The 18,283-nt window shown below is 63.1% G+C and carries 19 protein-coding genes and 1 pseudogene; 17 read left to right on the forward strand and 3 right to left on the reverse strand.

Going from position 1 to position 18,283, the window contains the following annotated elements:
- Positions 1-5: 5 nt before the first annotated feature.
- Positions 6-695: a ligase-associated DNA damage response endonuclease PdeM gene (gene pdeM / locus AX703_RS08340; protein ID WP_062343592.1), complete on the reverse strand. Its 690-nt coding sequence runs from the start codon at positions 693-695 to the stop codon at positions 6-8.
- Positions 696-759: 64 nt separating this feature from the next.
- On the opposite strand from pdeM, the pseudogene hemF reads away from it, so the two are divergent.
- The 5 genes and pseudogenes from hemF to AX703_RS08365 all read left to right on the forward strand — a co-directional run bounded on the left by hemF (position 760) and on the right by AX703_RS08365 (position 6,026).
- Positions 760-1,609: pseudogene (hemF, locus tag AX703_RS08345) on the forward strand (oxygen-dependent coproporphyrinogen oxidase).
- A gap of 88 nt (positions 1,610-1,697) precedes the next feature.
- Positions 1,698-2,234: an N-acetyltransferase gene (locus AX703_RS08350; protein WP_082734495.1), complete on the forward strand. Its 537-nt coding sequence runs from the start codon at positions 1,698-1,700 to the stop codon at positions 2,232-2,234.
- A 74-nt stretch (positions 2,235-2,308) separates the two neighbouring features.
- Entirely contained in the window at positions 2,309-4,396 is a 2,088-nt protein-coding gene (locus AX703_RS08355; RefSeq protein WP_062343663.1) for a bifunctional (p)ppGpp synthetase/guanosine-3',5'-bis(diphosphate) 3'-pyrophosphohydrolase, read from the forward strand.
- Positions 4,397-4,544: 148 nt separating this feature from the next.
- The gene (locus AX703_RS27850; protein ID WP_231735460.1) at positions 4,545-5,462 is read left to right on the forward strand and encodes an RNA 2'-phosphotransferase; all 918 of its coding nucleotides are present in this window, start codon (positions 4,545-4,547) and stop codon (positions 5,460-5,462) included.
- A gap of 48 nt (positions 5,463-5,510) precedes the next feature.
- Positions 5,511-6,026, forward strand: a complete 516-nt coding sequence (locus AX703_RS08365) for a hypothetical protein (RefSeq protein WP_156451979.1) — start codon at positions 5,511-5,513, stop codon at positions 6,024-6,026.
- A 12-nt stretch (positions 6,027-6,038) separates the two neighbouring features.
- On the opposite strand, the gene AX703_RS08370 is transcribed toward AX703_RS08365, so the two are convergent.
- Together AX703_RS08370 and AX703_RS08375 are read right to left on the reverse strand one after the other, a co-directional pair.
- Positions 6,039-6,779: a transglutaminase family protein gene (locus tag AX703_RS08370; protein ID WP_062343594.1), complete on the reverse strand. Its 741-nt coding sequence runs from the start codon at positions 6,777-6,779 to the stop codon at positions 6,039-6,041.
- Between the two features lie 95 nt (positions 6,780-6,874).
- Positions 6,875-7,282, reverse strand: a complete 408-nt coding sequence (locus tag AX703_RS08375) for a DoxX family protein (RefSeq protein WP_082734488.1) — start codon at positions 7,280-7,282, stop codon at positions 6,875-6,877.
- A 380-nt stretch (positions 7,283-7,662) separates the two neighbouring features.
- Between AX703_RS08375 and rpsM the strand changes: the two genes are divergently transcribed.
- The 12 genes from rpsM to AX703_RS08435 all read left to right on the forward strand — a co-directional run bounded on the left by rpsM (position 7,663) and on the right by AX703_RS08435 (position 18,226).
- A complete protein-coding gene (rpsM, locus tag AX703_RS08380) occupies positions 7,663-8,031 on the forward strand; it encodes a 30S ribosomal protein S13 (RefSeq protein WP_062343665.1) in 369 nt (122 codons plus the stop codon).
- A 49-nt stretch (positions 8,032-8,080) separates the two neighbouring features.
- Entirely contained in the window at positions 8,081-8,470 is a 390-nt protein-coding gene (gene rpsK, locus AX703_RS08385; RefSeq protein WP_008065643.1) for a 30S ribosomal protein S11, read from the forward strand.
- Positions 8,471-8,590: 120 nt separating this feature from the next.
- Positions 8,591-9,655: a DNA-directed RNA polymerase subunit alpha gene (locus AX703_RS08390; RefSeq protein ID WP_039335210.1), complete on the forward strand. Its 1,065-nt coding sequence runs from the start codon at positions 8,591-8,593 to the stop codon at positions 9,653-9,655.
- 118 nt (positions 9,656-9,773) lie between these two features.
- Positions 9,774-10,199: a 50S ribosomal protein L17 gene (rplQ, locus tag AX703_RS08395; protein WP_039335208.1), complete on the forward strand. Its 426-nt coding sequence runs from the start codon at positions 9,774-9,776 to the stop codon at positions 10,197-10,199.
- Between the two features lie 133 nt (positions 10,200-10,332).
- A complete protein-coding gene (locus AX703_RS08400) occupies positions 10,333-12,462 on the forward strand; it encodes a prolyl oligopeptidase family protein (RefSeq protein WP_062343596.1) in 2,130 nt (709 codons plus the stop codon).
- 65 nt (positions 12,463-12,527) lie between these two features.
- On the forward strand, positions 12,528-14,759 hold the full coding sequence (locus tag AX703_RS08405; protein WP_082734496.1) for a prolyl oligopeptidase family protein: 2,232 nt from the start codon (positions 12,528-12,530) through the stop codon (positions 14,757-14,759).
- Between the two features lie 109 nt (positions 14,760-14,868).
- Positions 14,869-15,462, forward strand: coding sequence for a hypothetical protein (locus tag AX703_RS08410; protein WP_039335203.1), 594 nt, complete (start codon positions 14,869-14,871; stop codon positions 15,460-15,462).
- 124 nt (positions 15,463-15,586) lie between these two features.
- Positions 15,587-16,108 (forward strand): hypothetical protein, encoded by a 522-nt coding sequence (locus AX703_RS08415; protein WP_231735461.1) that lies wholly within the window; start codon positions 15,587-15,589, stop codon positions 16,106-16,108.
- A gap of 104 nt (positions 16,109-16,212) precedes the next feature.
- Positions 16,213-16,536, forward strand: a complete 324-nt coding sequence (locus tag AX703_RS08420; RefSeq protein WP_039335200.1) for a DUF1476 domain-containing protein — start codon at positions 16,213-16,215, stop codon at positions 16,534-16,536.
- Entirely contained in the window at positions 16,536-16,769 is a 234-nt protein-coding gene (locus AX703_RS08425; protein WP_039335197.1) for a BolA family protein, read from the forward strand. Before AX703_RS08420 ends, AX703_RS08425 begins: the two co-directional genes overlap by 1 nt.
- 24 nt (positions 16,770-16,793) lie before the next feature.
- The gene (gene grxD, locus AX703_RS08430; protein WP_039335195.1) at positions 16,794-17,117 is read left to right on the forward strand and encodes a Grx4 family monothiol glutaredoxin; all 324 of its coding nucleotides are present in this window, start codon (positions 16,794-16,796) and stop codon (positions 17,115-17,117) included.
- A gap of 311 nt (positions 17,118-17,428) precedes the next feature.
- The gene (locus tag AX703_RS08435) at positions 17,429-18,226 is read left to right on the forward strand and encodes an NUDIX domain-containing protein (RefSeq protein WP_052242485.1); all 798 of its coding nucleotides are present in this window, start codon (positions 17,429-17,431) and stop codon (positions 18,224-18,226) included.
- Positions 18,227-18,283 lie beyond the last annotated feature (57 nt).

The raw sequence follows: 18,283 nt of genomic DNA on the forward strand, positions 1-18,283 counted from the left end.
TGCTTTCAGGCTGCAGCGCGCCAGAGATTGAAGCGGGCCAGCTTTGCCCCGGCAGGGACGATCGCATCGATCGAGCGGGCGGGCTGCAATGCCGCCAGAATTGCCGGGTCGCCTGCGTCCATGCCTCCGGTCAAAGCGCCGAAAGCGGGAAGAATCAGGCGGTTCTCGCTCGCGACGGCACAGGGGCGGGCGATGGTGCGACCGCGGATCGAGACGCGCAGCTTGGGGTGGAAGTGCCCTGAGACTTCGGCTTCGCCGGTGCCTTTGCGGGCGATGTGGCGCAGGGTGAGACCGCGAACGGCCAGCTCGTCAACCAATGTGCCGCCGGGGGCAGATGCGTCTTCGTCGTGGTTTCCGGTGATCCAGACCCAGTCTGTCGCGCGGGTGAGGGCATCAAGCATGCCAGCGGCGTAAGGCTCCATTCGAGCGACGGCGGCGGCATCGTGGAACGAGTCGCCCAGGCAGAAGACGCGGCGGGCGCCGGTCTCGCGCAGGGCCTCGGCAATCCGTTCGAGAGTGGCGCGACTGTCATACGGGGGGAGCATCTGGCCGTGGCGCGCGAAGAAGCTGGCCTTTTCGAGGTGAAGGTCAGCCACCAGCAGCGCATTTTCTTCCACCCAATAAAGCGCGCGGGATGCACCGAGGCGGAATTCCTGCCCCATGAACTGAAAAGGTGCGAACGAAAAGGGAACCATGGCTTTCCCTTGCCGGATCGCGATTCCCTTGGCAAGTCGCCATGACAGACCTTTGGGGGAATGCATGACCGACTGGACGACCCACACTACCCGCGCTCGCGCCTGGTTCGAGAGCTTGCGTGACCGGATCTGCGCGGAGTTCGAGGCGATCGAGCGCGAAGCGGGGTCGGATGCGTCGTTTGCCTATACGCCGTGGAACCGGGAGCATGACGGCGAAGCTGTCGAAAACGGCGGCGGCGGTGTGCAGGGCCTGATGAAGGGCAAGGTGTTCGAGAAGGTCGGCGTCAACGTCTCGACTGTGCAGGGCGAGTTCTCGAAGGACTTCGCCGGATCGGTCAACGGGGCGAGCGCAGAGGCACCGGGCTTCACTGCGACGGGGATCAGCCTGGTGGCGCACATGCGCAATCCGCACGTGCCGGCGGTCCACATGAACACGCGCTTCCTGACGACCAGCAAGGCGTGGTTCGGCGGTGGCGGCGATCCCCTATGAGGAAGACACGGCCGAGTTCCACGCCGAGTACAAGGCGGCCTGCGACAAGCACGATCCGGAATACTACCCGAAGTTCAAGAAGTGGGCGGATGACTACTTCTGGATCCCGCACCGCAAGGTCCATCGCGGCGTTGGGGGCATTTTCTACGACCACCTCGAATGTGCTGACGATGCCGCATTCGAAGCCAACTTCGCCTTCACGCGCGATGTGGGCGAGGCGTTCATCAACGTCTTCCCGCGTCTGGTGAGGAAGCGGATGGGAATGGACTACTCGCCGGCAGAGAAGCTGACCCAGCTCGAATATCGCGGTCGCTATGCCGAGTTCAATCTGGTGTGGGACAGGGGTACGCTGTTCGGTCTCAAGACCGGCGGGAACATCGATGCGATCCTGATGAGCCTGCCACCGGAAGCCGTCTGGAGCTGACGTGATCGAGGCGGAAGGCCCGGCGCTGGCGCGTGGGTTCCACAACGTTGCGCCGGGCGATCTGGCCTGCGTCGTGACCTCGCTCGAAATGCGCCAGCCGCCGGCGGGCTTGCGTCGGCTGGTGCCCGAAGGCGACGTTCCGGTGCAACTGGTGCGCTGGAAGGACTGCGCGCCCGAGAAATACCGGCTGCTCTATCGTCGCGTGGGTGAGCCCTGGCTGTGGTGGTCGCGGCTGGCCATGTCGGACGCGGCACTGGCGGCGATCATTCACGATCCGCAGGTGCAGGTCCATGCCGTGGTGGACAGGGCGCGGGTCGAGGTCGGCATGCTGGAGCTGGACTTCCGTGCGGCCGGGACGTGCGAGATAGCGTTCTTCGGACTGATCCCCGGGGCGACCGGCAAGGGCCTTGGCAAGTGGTTGATGCGGCGGGCGCTGCAGATGGCCTGGGTGCCCGGCGTTGAGCGGGTGTGGGTACACACCTGCACGCTCGACGATCCACGCGCCCTGGGGTTCTACATGGGACAGGGCTTTGCGCCCTATGCACGGCACGTTGAAATCTTTCCTGACCCCCGCGTCTCAGGACTGTTGCCGGAAAGTGCCGGAACCGAGCCGATCATCGGCTGATCGACCAATACGATTGCATTCATGCGGCTTTCCCCCTTGCGGGAACCGCTCCGATGCCGCCATTTAGGGCACAGATGCTCCGCCAGTACGAACTTGTCGAACGTGTGCTTGCCTATGATCCCGATGCGGACGAGGCGATGCTCAACCGTGCCTATGTCTATACCGTGCAGAAGCACGGCACCCAGAAGCGGGCGAGCGGGGACCCGTACTTCTCGCATCCCGTGGAGGTGGCCGGCCTGATGACCGAGCTCAAGCTCGATCAGGACACGATCATCACTGCGCTGCTCCACGATACGGTGGAGGATACGCTTGCCACCGTGGACGAGATCGAGCGCCTGTTCGGGCCGGACGTGGCGCGGCTGGTCGATGGCGTGACCAAGCTCTCGAAGATCGAGACGATGAGCGAGAGCGAGCGCGCCGCAGAGAACCTGCGCAAGTTCCTGCTGGCGATGAGCGAGGACTTGCGCGTCCTGCTGGTGAAGCTGGCTGACCGCATGCACAACATGCGCACGCTCCACTACATCAAGAGCGAGGAAAAACGGCGGCGCATCGCGCGCGAGACCATGGATATCTATGCCCCGCTGGCCGAGCGGGTGGGCATGTACGAATACATGCGCGAGATGCAGCTGCTGGCTTTCGAGCAGCTTGAGCCCGAAGCCTATGCCACGATCACCGGCAGGCTGGCGGCGATCCGCAGCGAGGAAGGCGCCCAGGTCGATGCCATCGCGCTGGAGATCAAGCAGGCACTGGCCGAGGCGGGCCTGCGCGTCGAGGTTTCGGGGCGCGAGAAGCACCCCTATTCGATCTGGCGCAAGATGGCCGAGCGGCACGTGTCGTTCGAGCAGATCACCGACATCATGGCCTTCCGCGTCCTGACCGACAACGAGGACGACTGCTACAAGGCGCTGGGCATCCTGCACCGCGAATGGCAGATGATTCCGGGGCGGTTCAAGGACTACATCTCGACGCCGAAGATGAACGGCTATCGTTCGCTGCACACGGCGCTGATCTATTCCAACGCGATGCGCGTGGAAGTGCAGATCAAGACGCACGAGATGCACGAGCGCAACGAGTTCGGCCTTGCCGCGCATTGGGCCTACAAGCAGGGCGGCACGCCCGATGGGCAGGTGGGCTGGCTGCGCGACCTGATCGAAATCCTCGAATCCAGCCACGACGCCGAGGAACTGCTCGAGAACACCAAGATGGCGATCTACCAGGATCGCATCTTCGCCTTCACGCCGAAGGGGGCGCTGTTCCAGCTGCCCAAGGGGGCGACGCCGATCGACTTTGCCTTCGCCGTCCATACCAAGCTTGGCGCGCAGGCGGTGGGTGCGAAGATCAATGGTCGGCATGTGCCGCTGCGCACGCCGCTCGGCAATGGCGACGTGGTGGAGATCATCAAGAGCCGCACGTCCGAGCCGCAGCTATCGTGGCTGGGCTTTGTCGTCACCGGCAAGGCGCGGGCCGCGATCCGCCGTTTCGTCCGCCAGAAGGAGCGCGCCGAAGTCGCCGCCATCGGGCGCAAGCTCTATGAGGAAATCGTCGAGCGGCTGCCGACCAAGATCGGCAAGAAGGCGCTGACCGATGCGCTCAAGCGGTTGAAGCTGGCGAGCGAGGAAGACTTCATGTTCGCCATCGGCTCGGCCAAGCTGGACGACCGGCAGGTGATGGAAGCGCTGGTGCCGGGCAGCGCGGCGAACATTCCGGAAGAGAACTGGCCGAGCCAGAAGCGTGCGATTGCCGTGCGCGGCCTGACGCCGGGCATGGCGTTCAAGCTGGCCGACTGCTGCCACCCGGTGCCCGGCGACCGCATCGTCGGCCTGCGCCGCCCCGGCAAGGGCGTCGAAGTCCACGCGATCGACTGCATGAAGCTCGCCGATGGCGTCGATGCCGACTGGATCGACCTGTCATGGGACGCCCGCACCGACGGCGCGATCGGGCGGCTGCGTGCTGAGTTGTATAACCGACCGGGGACGCTGGCAGAGATGGCCGGCATCTTCGCCAAGAACCACGCCAACGTGGTCAATCTCGAGATGACGCAGCGGGAGAACCCGTTTCACACCTATGAGGTGGATCTGGAGGTGCGGGACCTGGCGCATTTGACGCGGATCATCTCGGCGTTGCGGGCGAGTGAGGCGGTGGCGCAGGCGGAGCGGATTTGAGGGGATAGATAAGTGTATTTAGTAAAGTGTCGCCGTAATCCCGGGAGAACTTTGGCGACGCGGTCACTAATAGAATTAGCAACGAGAATTCCATATTCCGTAATCAATATCCCTACGGATCACCATTTATTGGATCGAATCACTGATGATGGAATATCTTATTCCCGAGGAAAAATCTCCAGGATGGTTTTCCTATCCGAGTGAATTTGTCACAGCTGTCGAAGGCGGCCTGTTAGATGTCGGGCCATGGCAAATCCTTACAGGGGAGTGGCTACTTGTTCGCCTTGAGGGCCTCAAGAAGAGGTTCCCGGATCGGCAGTTGGTCCCGTTTGCGCGCCGCCTTGATAGCGATGACGTCGCTTGTTGGGAGCAGGATGCTCCTCTCGAGGTTCGGATCGTCCATGACTTCGCTGCCCCTGGCTGGGAAGAACGGGCAGGATATCCATCCTTCGCGGCATGGCTGCGCGCAGCACAATCCGAGAGCCAGAGTTCGAAGGCTAGGGCGTTGATGTTGAGTGACCTTAGCCGCGTCGTCTCGCATGCGCTGCGCCACGAACCTTGGCTCTACGAGTTGGAGCTGGACGACGCGGGCTGGGTCTCCGTGGATGGGCTGCTCGCGGCGGTGCGGGTCGAAAAGCCGACATGGGCTAGCCTGAGCGAAGCCGATCTGGCGCAGATGATCGAGCAGTCGGAAAAGAAGCGCCACGAACTGCGCGACGGTAAAATCCGCGCGCTTTATGGGCACTCTGTGCCTCATAAGCTCTCGAAAGAAGCGGCTCAGCCCCCTGCCGTTCTGTATCACGGCACGGCCCCGGCGACGGTCGCTTTGATCAAGGAAAGTGGGCTACGGCCCATGGGGCGACAGTACGTCCACCTGTCTGCGGACACGGCGACCGCCGAGCAAGTTGGCAAGCGCAAAGCCGGAAAGCCAGTGATCCTCAGCGTGAGGGCGGGCGACGCGTATCGAGCCGGCGTGCCCTTCTATCTTGGCAATGATCAGGTCTGGCTCGCTGACATGATCGGTCCCGAGTTCATTGACGAAGGGGCGATAAATGGCGCGATTTAGCGAAAGCAAGATAAAAGGAACGACTCCCCCTTTGTCCATCTCGTGCTGGTGCCATCCGACGCCGATGGCCTTTGGCGGACGCTGGGAGATGTGCACCGGCGCTATACCGGCTTCGTCAATGCAAGGCGCCGGTCGACCGGCCATCTCTGGCAGGGCCGCTTCGGATCGGTGGCCATGGACGAGGCGCACTTTGTCACCGCCCTGCGCTACATCGCGCTGAACCCGGTCCGGGCAAGGCTTGTGGCCAAGGCTTATGACTGGCGCTGGTCGAGCACCCGTGCCCTGCTTTCAGGGCAGGACGACCACGTCGTCACCGTTGCCCCGGCGCTGGAGCGGGTGGGCAACTTCGCCGCATTCCTGGGTGAAGCGTTCGACGAGGAGCTTACCTATGCCGCCCTGCGCAGGGCGGAGAGCATCGGCCGCCCGATCGGCTCACCCGAATGGCTCGCACAGATGGAAGAGCGGCTCGGCCGGTCACTCGCACCGCAGAAGCGAGGGCCGAAGAAGCGGGACCCCGGGTCGGGGCCCGGGGTGACGGTAGATTTTAGCATCGGGCAGAGTTGAGCGTCGCGTCCGTCAGTCCTGCAATGTCACCTCAACAACCTGCGCATTCAGCGTCGCTGCCCCGAAGATCGTCAGAAACGCGATGTCCGCTGCGTCGCGGCCTACACCGATGATCGCGGTCGTCGCAGGGTCGGCCATGCCCGTGGCATCGACGAGGTGCCAGTCTCCCGCCAGCCAGACCTGGGCGAGGGCGTGGAAGTCTTGCGGGGTGACGTCGGGGCTGTAGGCGCTGACCATTCGGGCCGGGATGCCAAGGCTGCGCACCAGCGCGATCAGGAGGTGGGCGTAGTCGCGGCAGACGCCTTCGCGGGCGTGGAAGGTGTCGAGCGCGGTGGTGCCGCCGTGGCTCGCGCCGGGGACATAGGCGAGGTGGGTGGTGATCCAGTCGCGCACGGCCTCTACCGCCGCACCGCCAGTCAAGTGGCCAAACATGTCGACCGCGGCGGCGTGCATCGTGTCGACCGGGCAGTAGCGCGAGGGAAACAGGTATTCGAGCACTTCGCCGGGCAGGGCAGTGAGGCTGTCGGCGGCAAGATTGGCCAGCGGCAGGGGCTGGCGGTCGATCTCGACGGTGACGTTGTAGGATACCTCGAACCGCGTTTGCGGCTCGAGCCAGAGGCGCTCGCCCAGGCCGTCATGCCCGGGGACGGTGTGGGCGATGCCGGGCGTGGTGATGCAACGGGTTTCGAGCAGGCGCTGTCCCGCCAAGTCCGCAACGCCGATCTGCATCAGCACCGGAGCGGGGCCAGCCATGGCATAGTCGAGCGATGCGGCGATGCGCAGGCGAGTGGTGATGGCGATATCCGACGCTGGAGGGACGGCCGCCCAGTCGGCGCCGTAACGCTTCGCTATCTAGCGGCCGCAGCCCTTTGCGCAAACAGCCATGCGACGACGGCCGTTATAAAGATCGACAGCAGGTTCTGGACGAGCGACGCGCCGTCCTGCGCGAGTTGATGGGTTACGGTCGAGACCAGTTCGAGCGCGATGAAACCATATGCTGCCATCATGCCGATCCGGCTGTACCCCGGCCGGAACAGTGCCAGCAGCAGCAGGAGCGTAAGCGCAAGCTCGGTGATCCCGACAAGGCGTCCGAGCCATTCCGGCAGATGCACGGTCCAAGCCGTATGGCGCATCAGTTCCTCGCGGGAGGAGAAGACCTTGTGCCAGCCGACGAAGCCGTGGAATGCCGAAAGCAGCAGGGTCAGCGGCACGAGCAATGCGAGCCGAGCCAGTGCGGGCATGGGGGTTGCAGGCATCCAATCTTCTCCATTATATATTTAGAATGAAACATCTAATATGAGTTCGCTCGCCGTGCAATCGCGCTGTCAGGAGGCGAGGCGGACCCAGGCACGGTCGTGTAGTTTTGACGCCAGCGCAGATTTGCAGTATGTTTCACCATATAGGAGCAGGACCGTGCCACGAACGGCGCGCAGTCCGCCTTTTGTGCTTGCGTAACGGTTGACGTTGCAGTCGAAACCGCCTAATCGCGCCTTTCACTCATTTCCGGGCAACGTCTGCACAATCAGGATCAAGATCCTGAAACCATGCAGAAATCCGGGATTTCCCGAGTGAGTTTTCGCGATGAGATAGGCGGCGCGAGCGATTCGCGCGGCCTGTGGAGCAAACGGAGAAGCAAGTGGCTCGTATTGCCGGGGTCAACATCCCCACCAACAAGCGCGTGATCATCGCGCTGACCTACATCCATGGCATTGGCGCACACAAGGCCAAGCAGATCGCCGACAAGCTGGGTATTGAACACACCCGCCGCGTGGCCGACCTTTCGGACGCAGAGATCCTTCAGATCCGCGAAACGATCGACGCCGAGCACACCGTGGAAGGCGATCTTCGCCGCGAAGTGGCGATGAGCATCAAGCGCCTCATGGACCTCGCGTGCTATCGTGGTCTGCGTCACCGCAAGGGCCTGCCGGTCCGCGGTCAGCGCACTCACACCAACGCCCGCACCCGCAAGGGCAAGGCCAAGCCGATCGCCGGCAAGAAGAAGTAAGATCTGAACAGATCCTTCTTCCGTCCAAAGTTTCTCGAGGATATTTACCATGGCACGCGAACCTCAGCGCATTAAGCGCCGCGAGCGCAAGAACATCACCAGTGGTGTTGCGCACGTAAACGCCAGCTTCAACAACACCATGATCACCATCACCGATGCTCAGGGCAACGCCATTTCGTGGTCGTCGGCCGGCATGATGGGCTTCAAGGGTAGCCGCAAGTCGACCCCGTACGCAGCGCAGGTCGCTGCTGACGATGCCGGCAAGAAGGCTGCGGAACACGGCGTCCGCACCCTCGAAGTTGAAGTCAAGGGTCCCGGTTCGGGCCGCGAGAGCGCCCTTCGCGCCCTTCAGGCGGTCGGCTTCACCATCACGGCGATCCGTGACGTGACCCCGATCCCGCACAACGGCGTTCGTCCGTCGAAGCGTCGTCGCGTCTGATCCTGCCTATGGTGGATGGGCGCAGGTACCGGCGCCCCTTTCACCCAATATCTCGACCGGAGCCGGGAATTAAGCATCCCGGCAACCGGCAAAAGCCCGCACAAACCCCAGGGGAATTCCATGACTGTCAACATCAAGAACTGGCAGGAACTGAAGAAGCCCAACAATCTCGAGATCAAGCCGGGCAACGACGCCAAGCGCCGCGCGACATTCGTCGCCGAACCGCTTGAGCGTGGCTTTGGTCTCACCCTCGGCAACGCGCTGCGTCGCGTGCTGCTCTCCTCGCTTCAGGGCGCGGCGGTCACCTCGATCAAGATCGAGAACGTTCTTCACGAATTCTCGTCGCTCGCCGGCGTCCGCGAAGACGTGACCGACATCGTGCTCAACGTGAAGCAGATCGCCCTCAAGATGCAGGGCGAAGGCCCCAAGCGTCTGCAGCTCTCGGCCACTGGTCCGGGCGAAGTGAAGGCAGGCGACATCGCCGTCACCGGCGACATCGAGGTCATGAACAAGGACCTCGTGATCTGCAATCTCGACGAAGGCGCGACGTTCAACATGGAACTGACGGTCGATACCGGCAAGGGCTATGTCCCCGCCGTTTCGAACCGTCCGGTTGACGCGCCGATCGGCCTGATCCCGGTCGACTCGCTGTACTCGCCGGTCCGCCAGGTTTCGTACAAGGTCGACAACGCCCGTATCGGTCAGGAGCTTGACTACGACAAGCTCAATCTGACGGTCGAAACCGATGGCACGATCACCCCGGAAGACGCCGTGGCCTATGCCGCGCGCATCCTTCAGGACCAGCTCGCGCTGTTCGTCCACTTCGACGACCAGGTGCCGGTCGGCCACGTTCCTTCGGTTGCTGGTGGCGTCGCTGCCCATGCACCGGAAGAGAGCGATGCCAACCAGCTCAACCGCTACCTTCTCAAGAAGGTCGACGAGCTCGAGCTGTCGGTGCGTTCGGCCAACTGTCTCAAGAACGACAACATCATCTACATTGGCGACCTGGTCCAGAAGACCGAAGCCGAGATGCTGCGCACGCCGAACTTCGGCCGCAAGTCGCTCAACGAGATCAAGGAAGTCCTTTCGTCGATGGGCCTGCGCCTCGGCATGGACATCCCGGGCTGGCCGCCTGAGAACATCGAAGAGATGGCCAAGAAGCTCGAGCAAGAGCTTCTCGGCTAAGGAAATTCGGGGCGTCCTTCGGGGCGCCCTGTTTTCAAGGGTGACTTGGCGGCAGCCCTAATCGCCGCCTGGATCGGGGTACCTCGTACGGCCCCCCTACGAACGGAAGGGAAATACCATGCGTCATAAACTTGGCCAGCGTAAGCTGGGTCGTACCTCTGCCCACCGCATCGCGATGCTGCGCAACATGGCAGCGGCTCTGATCAAGCACGAGCAGATCACCACGACGACGCCGAAGGCGCGCGAACTGCGCCCCTACATCGAAAAGCTGATCACGCTTGGCAAGAAGGGTGGCCTTTCGAACCGCCGTCTCGCCCACGCCCGTCTGCTTGACGATGCCCAGCTGCAGAAGCTGTTCACCGTTCTGGCCGAGCGTTATGCCGATCGCAACGGTGGCTACACCCGCATCATCAAGGCCGGTTTCCGCGCTTCGGACGCCGCGCCGATCGCCGTGATCGAACTGGTCGACCGTGACACCTCGGCCAAGGGCCAGGACTCGGGCCCGGTGATGACGGCTGATGAAGACGAATACGAAGCCGCATAATTCGCGCTTCGTTTCGGACGAGATTGACGGGCGGGGCCGCTGGCTCCGCCCGTTTTTCGTGCGCGGGGCTTGTGCGTGACGGGAAGCTGGCTAGTTTCGGCTGCAACCGAATGATTCACCGGAAAGCTCCCCCATGCCCATGCGCCAAATTCTGTTCGCCACTGCGGTGGCGGCTGTCAGCCTGTCTGCACCTGCCTTTGCCGGAGATACAGCCTTGAACTACCCTGAGACTGACCGGGGGTCGGTGGTCGAGACCCTATTCGGCGAACAGGTTGCCGATCCCTATCGCTGGCTGGAAGCAGACGTTCGTGTTGACAGCAAGGTTGCGGCGTGGGTCGACGGCCAGAGCAGGTTTACCGATAGCTATCTCAAGGCCCTGCCGGAGCGGGCCGGGTTCGAGAAGAAGCTTAAGGGGCTGTTCGACTATCCGCGCTGGGGCGTTCCCCGCGAGGAAGGAGGCCGACTGTTTCACACCTACAATTCGGGTCTGATGAACCAGGCGCAATTGGTCGTGCGGGATGCCGCCTCGCCTGAGGGGCGCGTTCTGCTGGATCCCAATGGCTGGGCGAAGGATGGGGCGACTGCGCTCGACGCCTGGGAGCCTTCGCCGGACGGGGCAACGCTCGCCTACACCGTGCAGGATGGTGGATCGGACTGGCGGACGATGAAGTTCGTTGGCGCGGGTGACGGGAAGGCCCTTGCGGACGAGATCAAATGGGTGAAGTTCAGCGATATCGCATGGGTCGGCAATGACGGCGTGCTCTATTCACGCTTTGAGGCACCCAAAGAGGGCGAGGCGTTCCAGGCGCTGAATTACAACCAGACCGTTTGGTATCACAAGCTGGGTACACCGCAGGCTGAGGACAGGCCCGTTTTTGCCACCCCTGACAAGCCGAAGTGGGGACACGTGGCGCAGGTCAAGGGCGAGGGGCGCTGGCTGGTGGTGACCAGCCATGAAGGCACCGACCCCCTTTCGGCCGTGTTCGTGGCGCCAATCGGCAAGGCTGACTGGAAGTTGCGCCCGTTGGTTCCCGACATGACCGCCCAGTGGGACTGCTTTGACGCGACAGGCGACACGCTGTGGTTCGTGACCAGCAAGGACGCGCCGCTCAAGAAGGTAATGAAGGTCGACCTTTCGGGGGCAGAGCCGGTCTGGACCACGGTGGTCGAGCAAAGCGATGCGAACCTCGAGGGGGCCTCGATCGTTGGGGGCAAACTCTACCTCAATTACCTGAAGGACGTGAAATCGCTGATCAAGGTCTACGCCCTTGACGGGACACCTGCCGGAGAGATGGCGCTGCCGGGGATCGGATCGATCACCGGGTTCAGCGGCAAGCCGGGGGACCGGGCCGGATTCTTTGGCTTTACCAGCTTCACCACCCCCGGAACCGTCTACAGCTTCGATACGGTCAGCGGGAAAGTGGCGCCATGGCAGAAGGTGCCGCTGAACTTCGCGCCCGAGGACTACAAGGTCGAGCAAGTGTTCTATCCATCGAAGGATGGCACAAGGATCCCGATGTTCGTGGTCCGGCGCAAGGACGCAAAGGGGCCGGTGCCGACGATCCTCTATGGCTACGGCGGCTTCAACATTTCCTTGCCGCCAGCCTACTCGGCAGCACGCATGGCGTGGTTGTCGAGCGGCGGGGCCTATGCCGTGGCGAACCTGCGTGGCGGCGGCGAATATGGCGATGCCTGGCACGATGCCGGGCGGCGGGCACGCAAGCAGAATGTGTTCGACGATTTCATTTCGGCAGGCGAATGGCTGATTGCCAATAACGTGACCCCCAAGACGGGGCTTGCGGTGGAAGGCGGTTCGAACGGCGGGCTGCTGGTGGGCGCAGTGGTGAACCAGCGGCCCGACCTGTTCGCGGCGGCGCATCCGGCGGTGGGCGTCATGGACATGTTGCGCTTCGACCGCTTTACCGCCGGGCGTTACTGGACCGACGATTACGGCCGACCTGATGTCGAGGCAGACTGGCGCGTGCTGCGGGCCTATTCGCCCTACCACAACGTGAAGGCTGGCACGCCCTACCCGGCAGTGCTGGTGACGACGGCTGACACTGACGACCGCGTGGTGCCGGGGCACAGCTTCAAGTATGCAGCAGCGCTCCAGGCCGCCGGACTTGGACCGAAGCCGCAACTGATCCGCATCGAGACTCGCGCCGGACACGGGTCGGGCAAGCCGATCTCGAAGTTGATCGAGGAAACGGCTGACGTTTACGCGTTTCTGGCGCACTGGACGGGGTTAAAAGCCACGGACTGAGGAAGAAGGGCATCTCCCGCATATCGTTGCGCTGTGCTATGCCTTGGCCAACGATGATGCGGGAGATGGCAAGGTCTGCGCGCGGCCTGTTGGGCGGCGCACTTCTGTTGGCGGCGGTGCTGCCTGCAGGCCCTGCAGTTGCGGACAGTTCCGAGGTGGCCTTTCCGGAGGCCTCTGGAGGTTCCAATCCAAGCAGCAGTAATGCCAGGCTTGTCCTTCCGAAGACGGCTTATCCATCGACCCGGGCCGATCCGCTGGTCGAGCAGGTTTTCGGGCAGCGCGTTGCCGATCCTTTCCGTTGGCTTGAAGCCGATCCGCGAACGGATGGCGCGGTCGCTACCTGGGTGGCAGAGCAGAATGCCTTGAGCGGGGATTATCTGGCGAGGCTACCCGCCCGTGAGCGCTTTGCCGGTCGTATCCGATCCTTGTTCGATTTCGAGCGCTATGGCCTGCCGCGCAAGGCTGGACGAAGCTATTTCTACACGCGCAATGCAGGCTTGCAGAACCAGTCGGCATTGTGGGTGCGCAAGGGGGTCGAGGGCAAGCAGCGCCTGCTGATCGATCCCAATGGCTGCAGTGCGGACGGGTCCTTGGCGCTGGCCCAATGGGAGCCATCACCGTCCGGCAAGTATGTCGCCTTTGCCGAGCAGGAGGCGGGCAGCGACTGGCGCACCTTGCGCGTGGTGGATGTCGCGACCGGCCGCATCTTTGACGAGCGTATCGCGTGGGCCAATGATACGGAGATCGCCTGGGTTGGCGACGAGGGCTTCCTCTATTCGCGCTTTCCGGCACCCCGGGCGGGCGATGATCCCCGGGCGCCGCGCTTCAACAAGGCGGTATGGTTTCACCGCGTCGGCACCGCGCAGGATCACGATGAACTGGTCCACGCAACGCCAGAGAACCCCGCATGGAGCCACAAGGCACTGGTGACGAGCGACGGGCGCTGGGCCGTGGTGGTGAGCGAAGTCAGCACCGACAAGCGCAATGCAGTTCATCTGATCCAGCTCGACGGGCGCAGGTCGGGCGAATGGAAAGCGCAGCCGCTGGTGCCCGAGATTGCAGATCACTGGAAGCTGGTGGCGGGGATCGGCGATCGCTTGTGGTTCCTGACCGACCGGAGCGCTGCCAATTACCATCTGGTCAGCATCGATCTGGCCCACCCGAAGAAGGGCTGGACCGTGGTCGTGCCCGAGCGCGGCAATACGCTGGAAGGGGCGCGGATGATCGGCGACCGCTTCCTGTTGTCGTATCTCAAGGACGGCCAGACGGTGGCGGTGATGACCGATCGCAAGGGCAAGCCGGGCAAGGCGATAACGCTGAACGGGATCGGCACGGCCAGCGGGTTTGGCGGACGACCCGGCGACCCGGAGACATTCTACCAGTTTACCAGCTTCAACCTGCCGCCTGCGATCTATCGCATGGACCTGCAGAGGGGAACGGTAACGCCGTTTGCGGTGCCGAGAATGGCGTTCGATCCCGCTGACTATCTGGTCGAGCAGCGTCAGTACCCTTCGAAGGACGGGACGATGGTGCCGCTCTATGTCGTTCGCAAGAAGGCGCTGGCGGCGGCAGGCAAGCCTTTGCCAACCCTTCTTTATGGCTATGGCGGTTTCGACATTGCGCTGACGCCGGGCTATTCGCCGGTGCGCATGGCCTGGCTAGAGGCGGGCGGGGCGTTCGCGCTGGCCAGCGTCCGGGGTGGCGGCGAGCTTGGGCGCTCCTGGTACGAGGCCGGACGGCGCCAGAAGAAGCAGAACAGCTTCGACGATTTTATCGCTGCGGGCGAATACCTCGTGAAGGAGGGGATCGCGGCCAAGGGCGGTCTTGCGATCCAGGGCGCATCCAATGGCGGGCTGCTGGTGGGAGCGGTCGTGAACCAGCGGCCCGATCTGTTCGCTGCGGCCAATCCCGACGTGGGCGTCATGGACATGCTGCGGTTTGACCGCTTCACCTCCGGCCGGTTCTGGGTGGATGATTATGGCCGTCCTGACCGGGAGGAAGACTGGCACACGCTGCGCAGCTATTCACCCTATCACAATATAGACGGGGGCAGGGCCTATCCCGCAATCCTCGTGACCACTGCGGACAATGACGACCGCGTGGTGCCAGCGCACAGCTTCAAGTACGTGGCTGCGCTGCAGGCCGCGGAGATCGGCGAGCGGCCGCGCCTGTTGCGCGTGGAGGCGCGCGCGGGGCACGGGACGGGCAAGCCGGTGGAGAAGGTGATTGGTGCGGGCGCCGATGTGCTGGCGTTCTTGGCCTACTGGACGGGGCTGGACAGCGAAGCAGTACGGTAGCAGGCCTGTTCATCTTAGAGGCTGTTTTGATGAACAATCGCTGTCGGCGCGGTTCAGCGTCCCATCACGGCGAATCAGGCAATCCTTGATGAGTGGCGGGATCTGAGCCATGAAGACTTTGCCCAAGGCCCTGGTCGGAACTGCTGCCGCCGCTGCGGTCGCGGTGTCTTCGGCCTCTCCCGCAGTTGCCCGAGACCATCGCGGCGGCATCGACGGGGGTGACATCATTGCAGGTGCGCTGGTGATCGGCGGCATTGCCGCGATCGCCGCTGCAGCAAGCAACAACAATAACCGCGACTATGACCGCTATGGTTATGGCGACGACTGGCGGGGCCGTGATGGCTGGAACGACGGGCGCTATCGCGATGGCTACTACGGCCGTGGCAACCCGCGCCAGGCGATCGAACAGTGCGTGCGCACAGCAGAGCGCAACGCCGCCCGCTACAGCTATGGCCGGGCCGACGTGACCGACGTCCGCGAGGTGCGGAACACGCGGTGGGGCTATGAGGTTCGCGGCCGCATAGCCGTGAACACGCGCGGTCGCGATTGGCGCGATGGCGACCGCTACTACGGCAACGGCTGGGGTGGCGACTATCGCGGCTGGAACAATTCCCTGCGCGGCTATGACAGCGGTTCGTTCAAGTGCAAGTTTGAACGGGGCCGGGTCGTCGACCTCGACTACAGCGGCATTCGCGGTCTCTGAAGCATGATAAGGCAGGCGGTTCAGGCATCGGAAAGCCTGGGCCGCCTAGCCTTGCAAGAATGACGGGCACCGACTGCTGGCCCATGGATCGGGGCAGGCGGTCGGTTGTGAAGGGATGATCATGGTGGGACGTTTTTCCGGGATTGCGATGGCGCTGGCTGCGCTGGCGACGACCGCACTGCCGGTTGCTGCCGAGGCGCATGGACGCTGGGATCGCGGCGGCTGGGGCGGGCGCGGATGGCACCGCGATCGCGGCGGCGTCGACGGCGGCGATGTGCTGGCCGGGCTGCTGATCATCGGCGGCATTGCGGCAATCGCGACCGCTGCGAGCAAGGCCGAGAAGAAGCGCAATTCCGGGGAGGACGATGGCTATCGCTATCGCCCCGAAGATGATCAGCGAGACGTGCAGCCCGATGACTGGCGGGACGACAGCCGGGCAGGCGTCGGTTCGCGCGGGTTGAACGACGCGGTCGATTCCTGCGTCACCGAAGCTGAGCGTAAGGGCGAGGTGGACGAGGTCTACGACGCCACGCGCAATGGCGATGGCTATCGGGTGTCGGGCACGCTTCGCAATGGTGACAGCTTCTCCTGCGACGTGAGCCGCGAAGGCGGCGTGCTGCTCGACATTCGCCGCGGGCGGATCTGACTCCACGCTGCTTGTGCCCCAGTGTTTCTTTTCGTGATGCCTTGCAGGGAACGCGCTCGCTGATTATCGGCTGGAGAAACCCTTTTACGAAGGATATCCGGCCGATGACCACGTTCGACGATCGCGAGAAGGCTTTTGAGGCCAAGTTCGCCCGTGACGAGGAAATGATGTTCCGCGTCCACGCCCGCCGCAACCGTCTGCTGGGCACCTGGGCGGCTGAGCGCATGGGCCTCGATGCGGCCGAGACCGAGGCTTATGCCAAGTCGGTCGTGCAGGCCGATTTCGAGGAAGCCGGTGACGAGGACGTGATCCGCAAGCTGCTGGGTGATCTGGTTTCGGCCGGCATCGAAACCGACGAAGCCGAAATCCGCGCGGCGATGGAAGCCAAGCAGGTCGACGCCCGCCGCCAGCTGATGGGCGAAGCCTGATGGCAATGCCTGCGGCCGAGATCGAGGCGATGATCCGTGCGGCTTTGCCGGACGCCGAGGTCGAGATCACGGACCTTGCGGGCGACGGCGATCACTATGCCGCCCGTGTCACGTCTGCCGCCTTTGCCGGCCTGAGCCGTGTCAAGCAGCACAAGCTGGTATATGATGCGCTTGGCGGGCGCATGGGCGGCGAGCTCCATGCCTTGCAACTGACCACTGCCGTTCCCAACTGAGGACGGAAAGGAAACTCATCCACCATGTCGACCGAGCAGCGCATCTCCGAAATCGTCAACGGCAACGACGTCGTCCTGTTCATGAAGGGAACGCCGCTGTTCCCGCAGTGCGGCTTTTCCAGCAAGGCCATTGCCATCCTCGAGCATCTGGGCGTCGAATACGCCTCGGTTGACGTGCTGCAGGACATGGAAATCCGCAGCGGCATCAAATCCTACTCTGACTGGCCGACGATCCCGCAGCTCTACGTCAAGGGCGAGTTCGTGGGCGGATCGGACATCATGATGGAGATGTTCCAGGCTGGCGAATTGCAGCAGCTGATGGAAGATTCGGGCGTCAAGGCCGCCTGATCCCCTGAGACTTCGGCATTTCATGAGGCGCGGTCGGCAATGCCGGTCGCGTCTTTTTTTGTGGTCTGCCTGTTTGAGGGAGGTCCCGGGAGAGGCGGAGCCATAGAGACCGGGGGGACTGGCTCCGCCTCGAGAAGAAGCTACTCTTCGGGACATGATGACCTAAGCATTCTTCGTGCCAGTTTGCGGAAAGGGCCTGTTTTTCGGGATTCTCTGTGCCTAATACCATCAGGCTGAAGCGGCGAATGTAAAGTGATCCGACACTTTCTCGAGACTTGGCAAGCGCGCTTGGGCGGGACATGATCGCCAGGATGGAAACGCATGATATCGAGCCCGAAAACTGGCTGAGCAAGACCACTCCGGCGGCAACCGTCATCATCTTTCGGCATGCTCCTGCCGGTGGGGCACCACAAATTCTCATGGTGGAGCGCAATGCCAGCCTGAAGTTTGCAGGGGGTGCCACCGTCTTTCCGGGCGGCAAGATCGATCCATCGGACTTTTCGCTGGCGGAAAGCCTGGGGCAGAGCGCTGGGGGAGACCTAGGCGATCTGGCGGCGCGAGTGGCTGCTGTCCGCGAAACCCTGGAAGAGACCGGCCTGGTGGTTGGAATTTCGGGCGAGGTCGATGGCAGGCTTGCGGCCGAAGCGCGACGCATGCTGATCTCGGGCGGTGATCTTGCGCCGGTACTGGCAGAGTTTGGCTGGGAGCTTGAGATTGATCGGCTGGTGCCCTTCGCTCGCTGGTGGCCGAAACACAGGACTGAAAGAATTTTCGACACCCGCTTCTATCTCGCGGATCTGGGCACCGGGGCGGTCGATATCGAGGTTGATGCCACCGAGAACCGGCACCTCTTCTGGGCAAGTGCGCGCGAAGCGCTCGATCTTGCCGAAGAAGGCAAGATCAAGGTCATCTTTCCGACGCGACGGAATCTTGAACGCCTGGCGTTGTTCGGCAATTTCGACGAAGCGCGCAATCATGCCGAGACGACACCGATCGGCACGATCAGTCCGTTTGTGGAAGAGCGGGAGGGGCGTCGCTGGCTGATGATCCCGGACGGGTTGGGTTACCCGGTCCGTGGCGAACCGCTCGAAATGGCGCAACGGGGCTAAGCGTAAATCCCTAGGTTTGTGGTGAGCTGTCGTTGGTGACCTCATGGCAGAGTGATG

The organism is Novosphingobium sp. CCH12-A3, assembly GCF_001556015.1.
GTDB classification, from domain to species: Bacteria; Pseudomonadota; Alphaproteobacteria; order Sphingomonadales; family Sphingomonadaceae; genus Novosphingobium; species Novosphingobium subterraneum.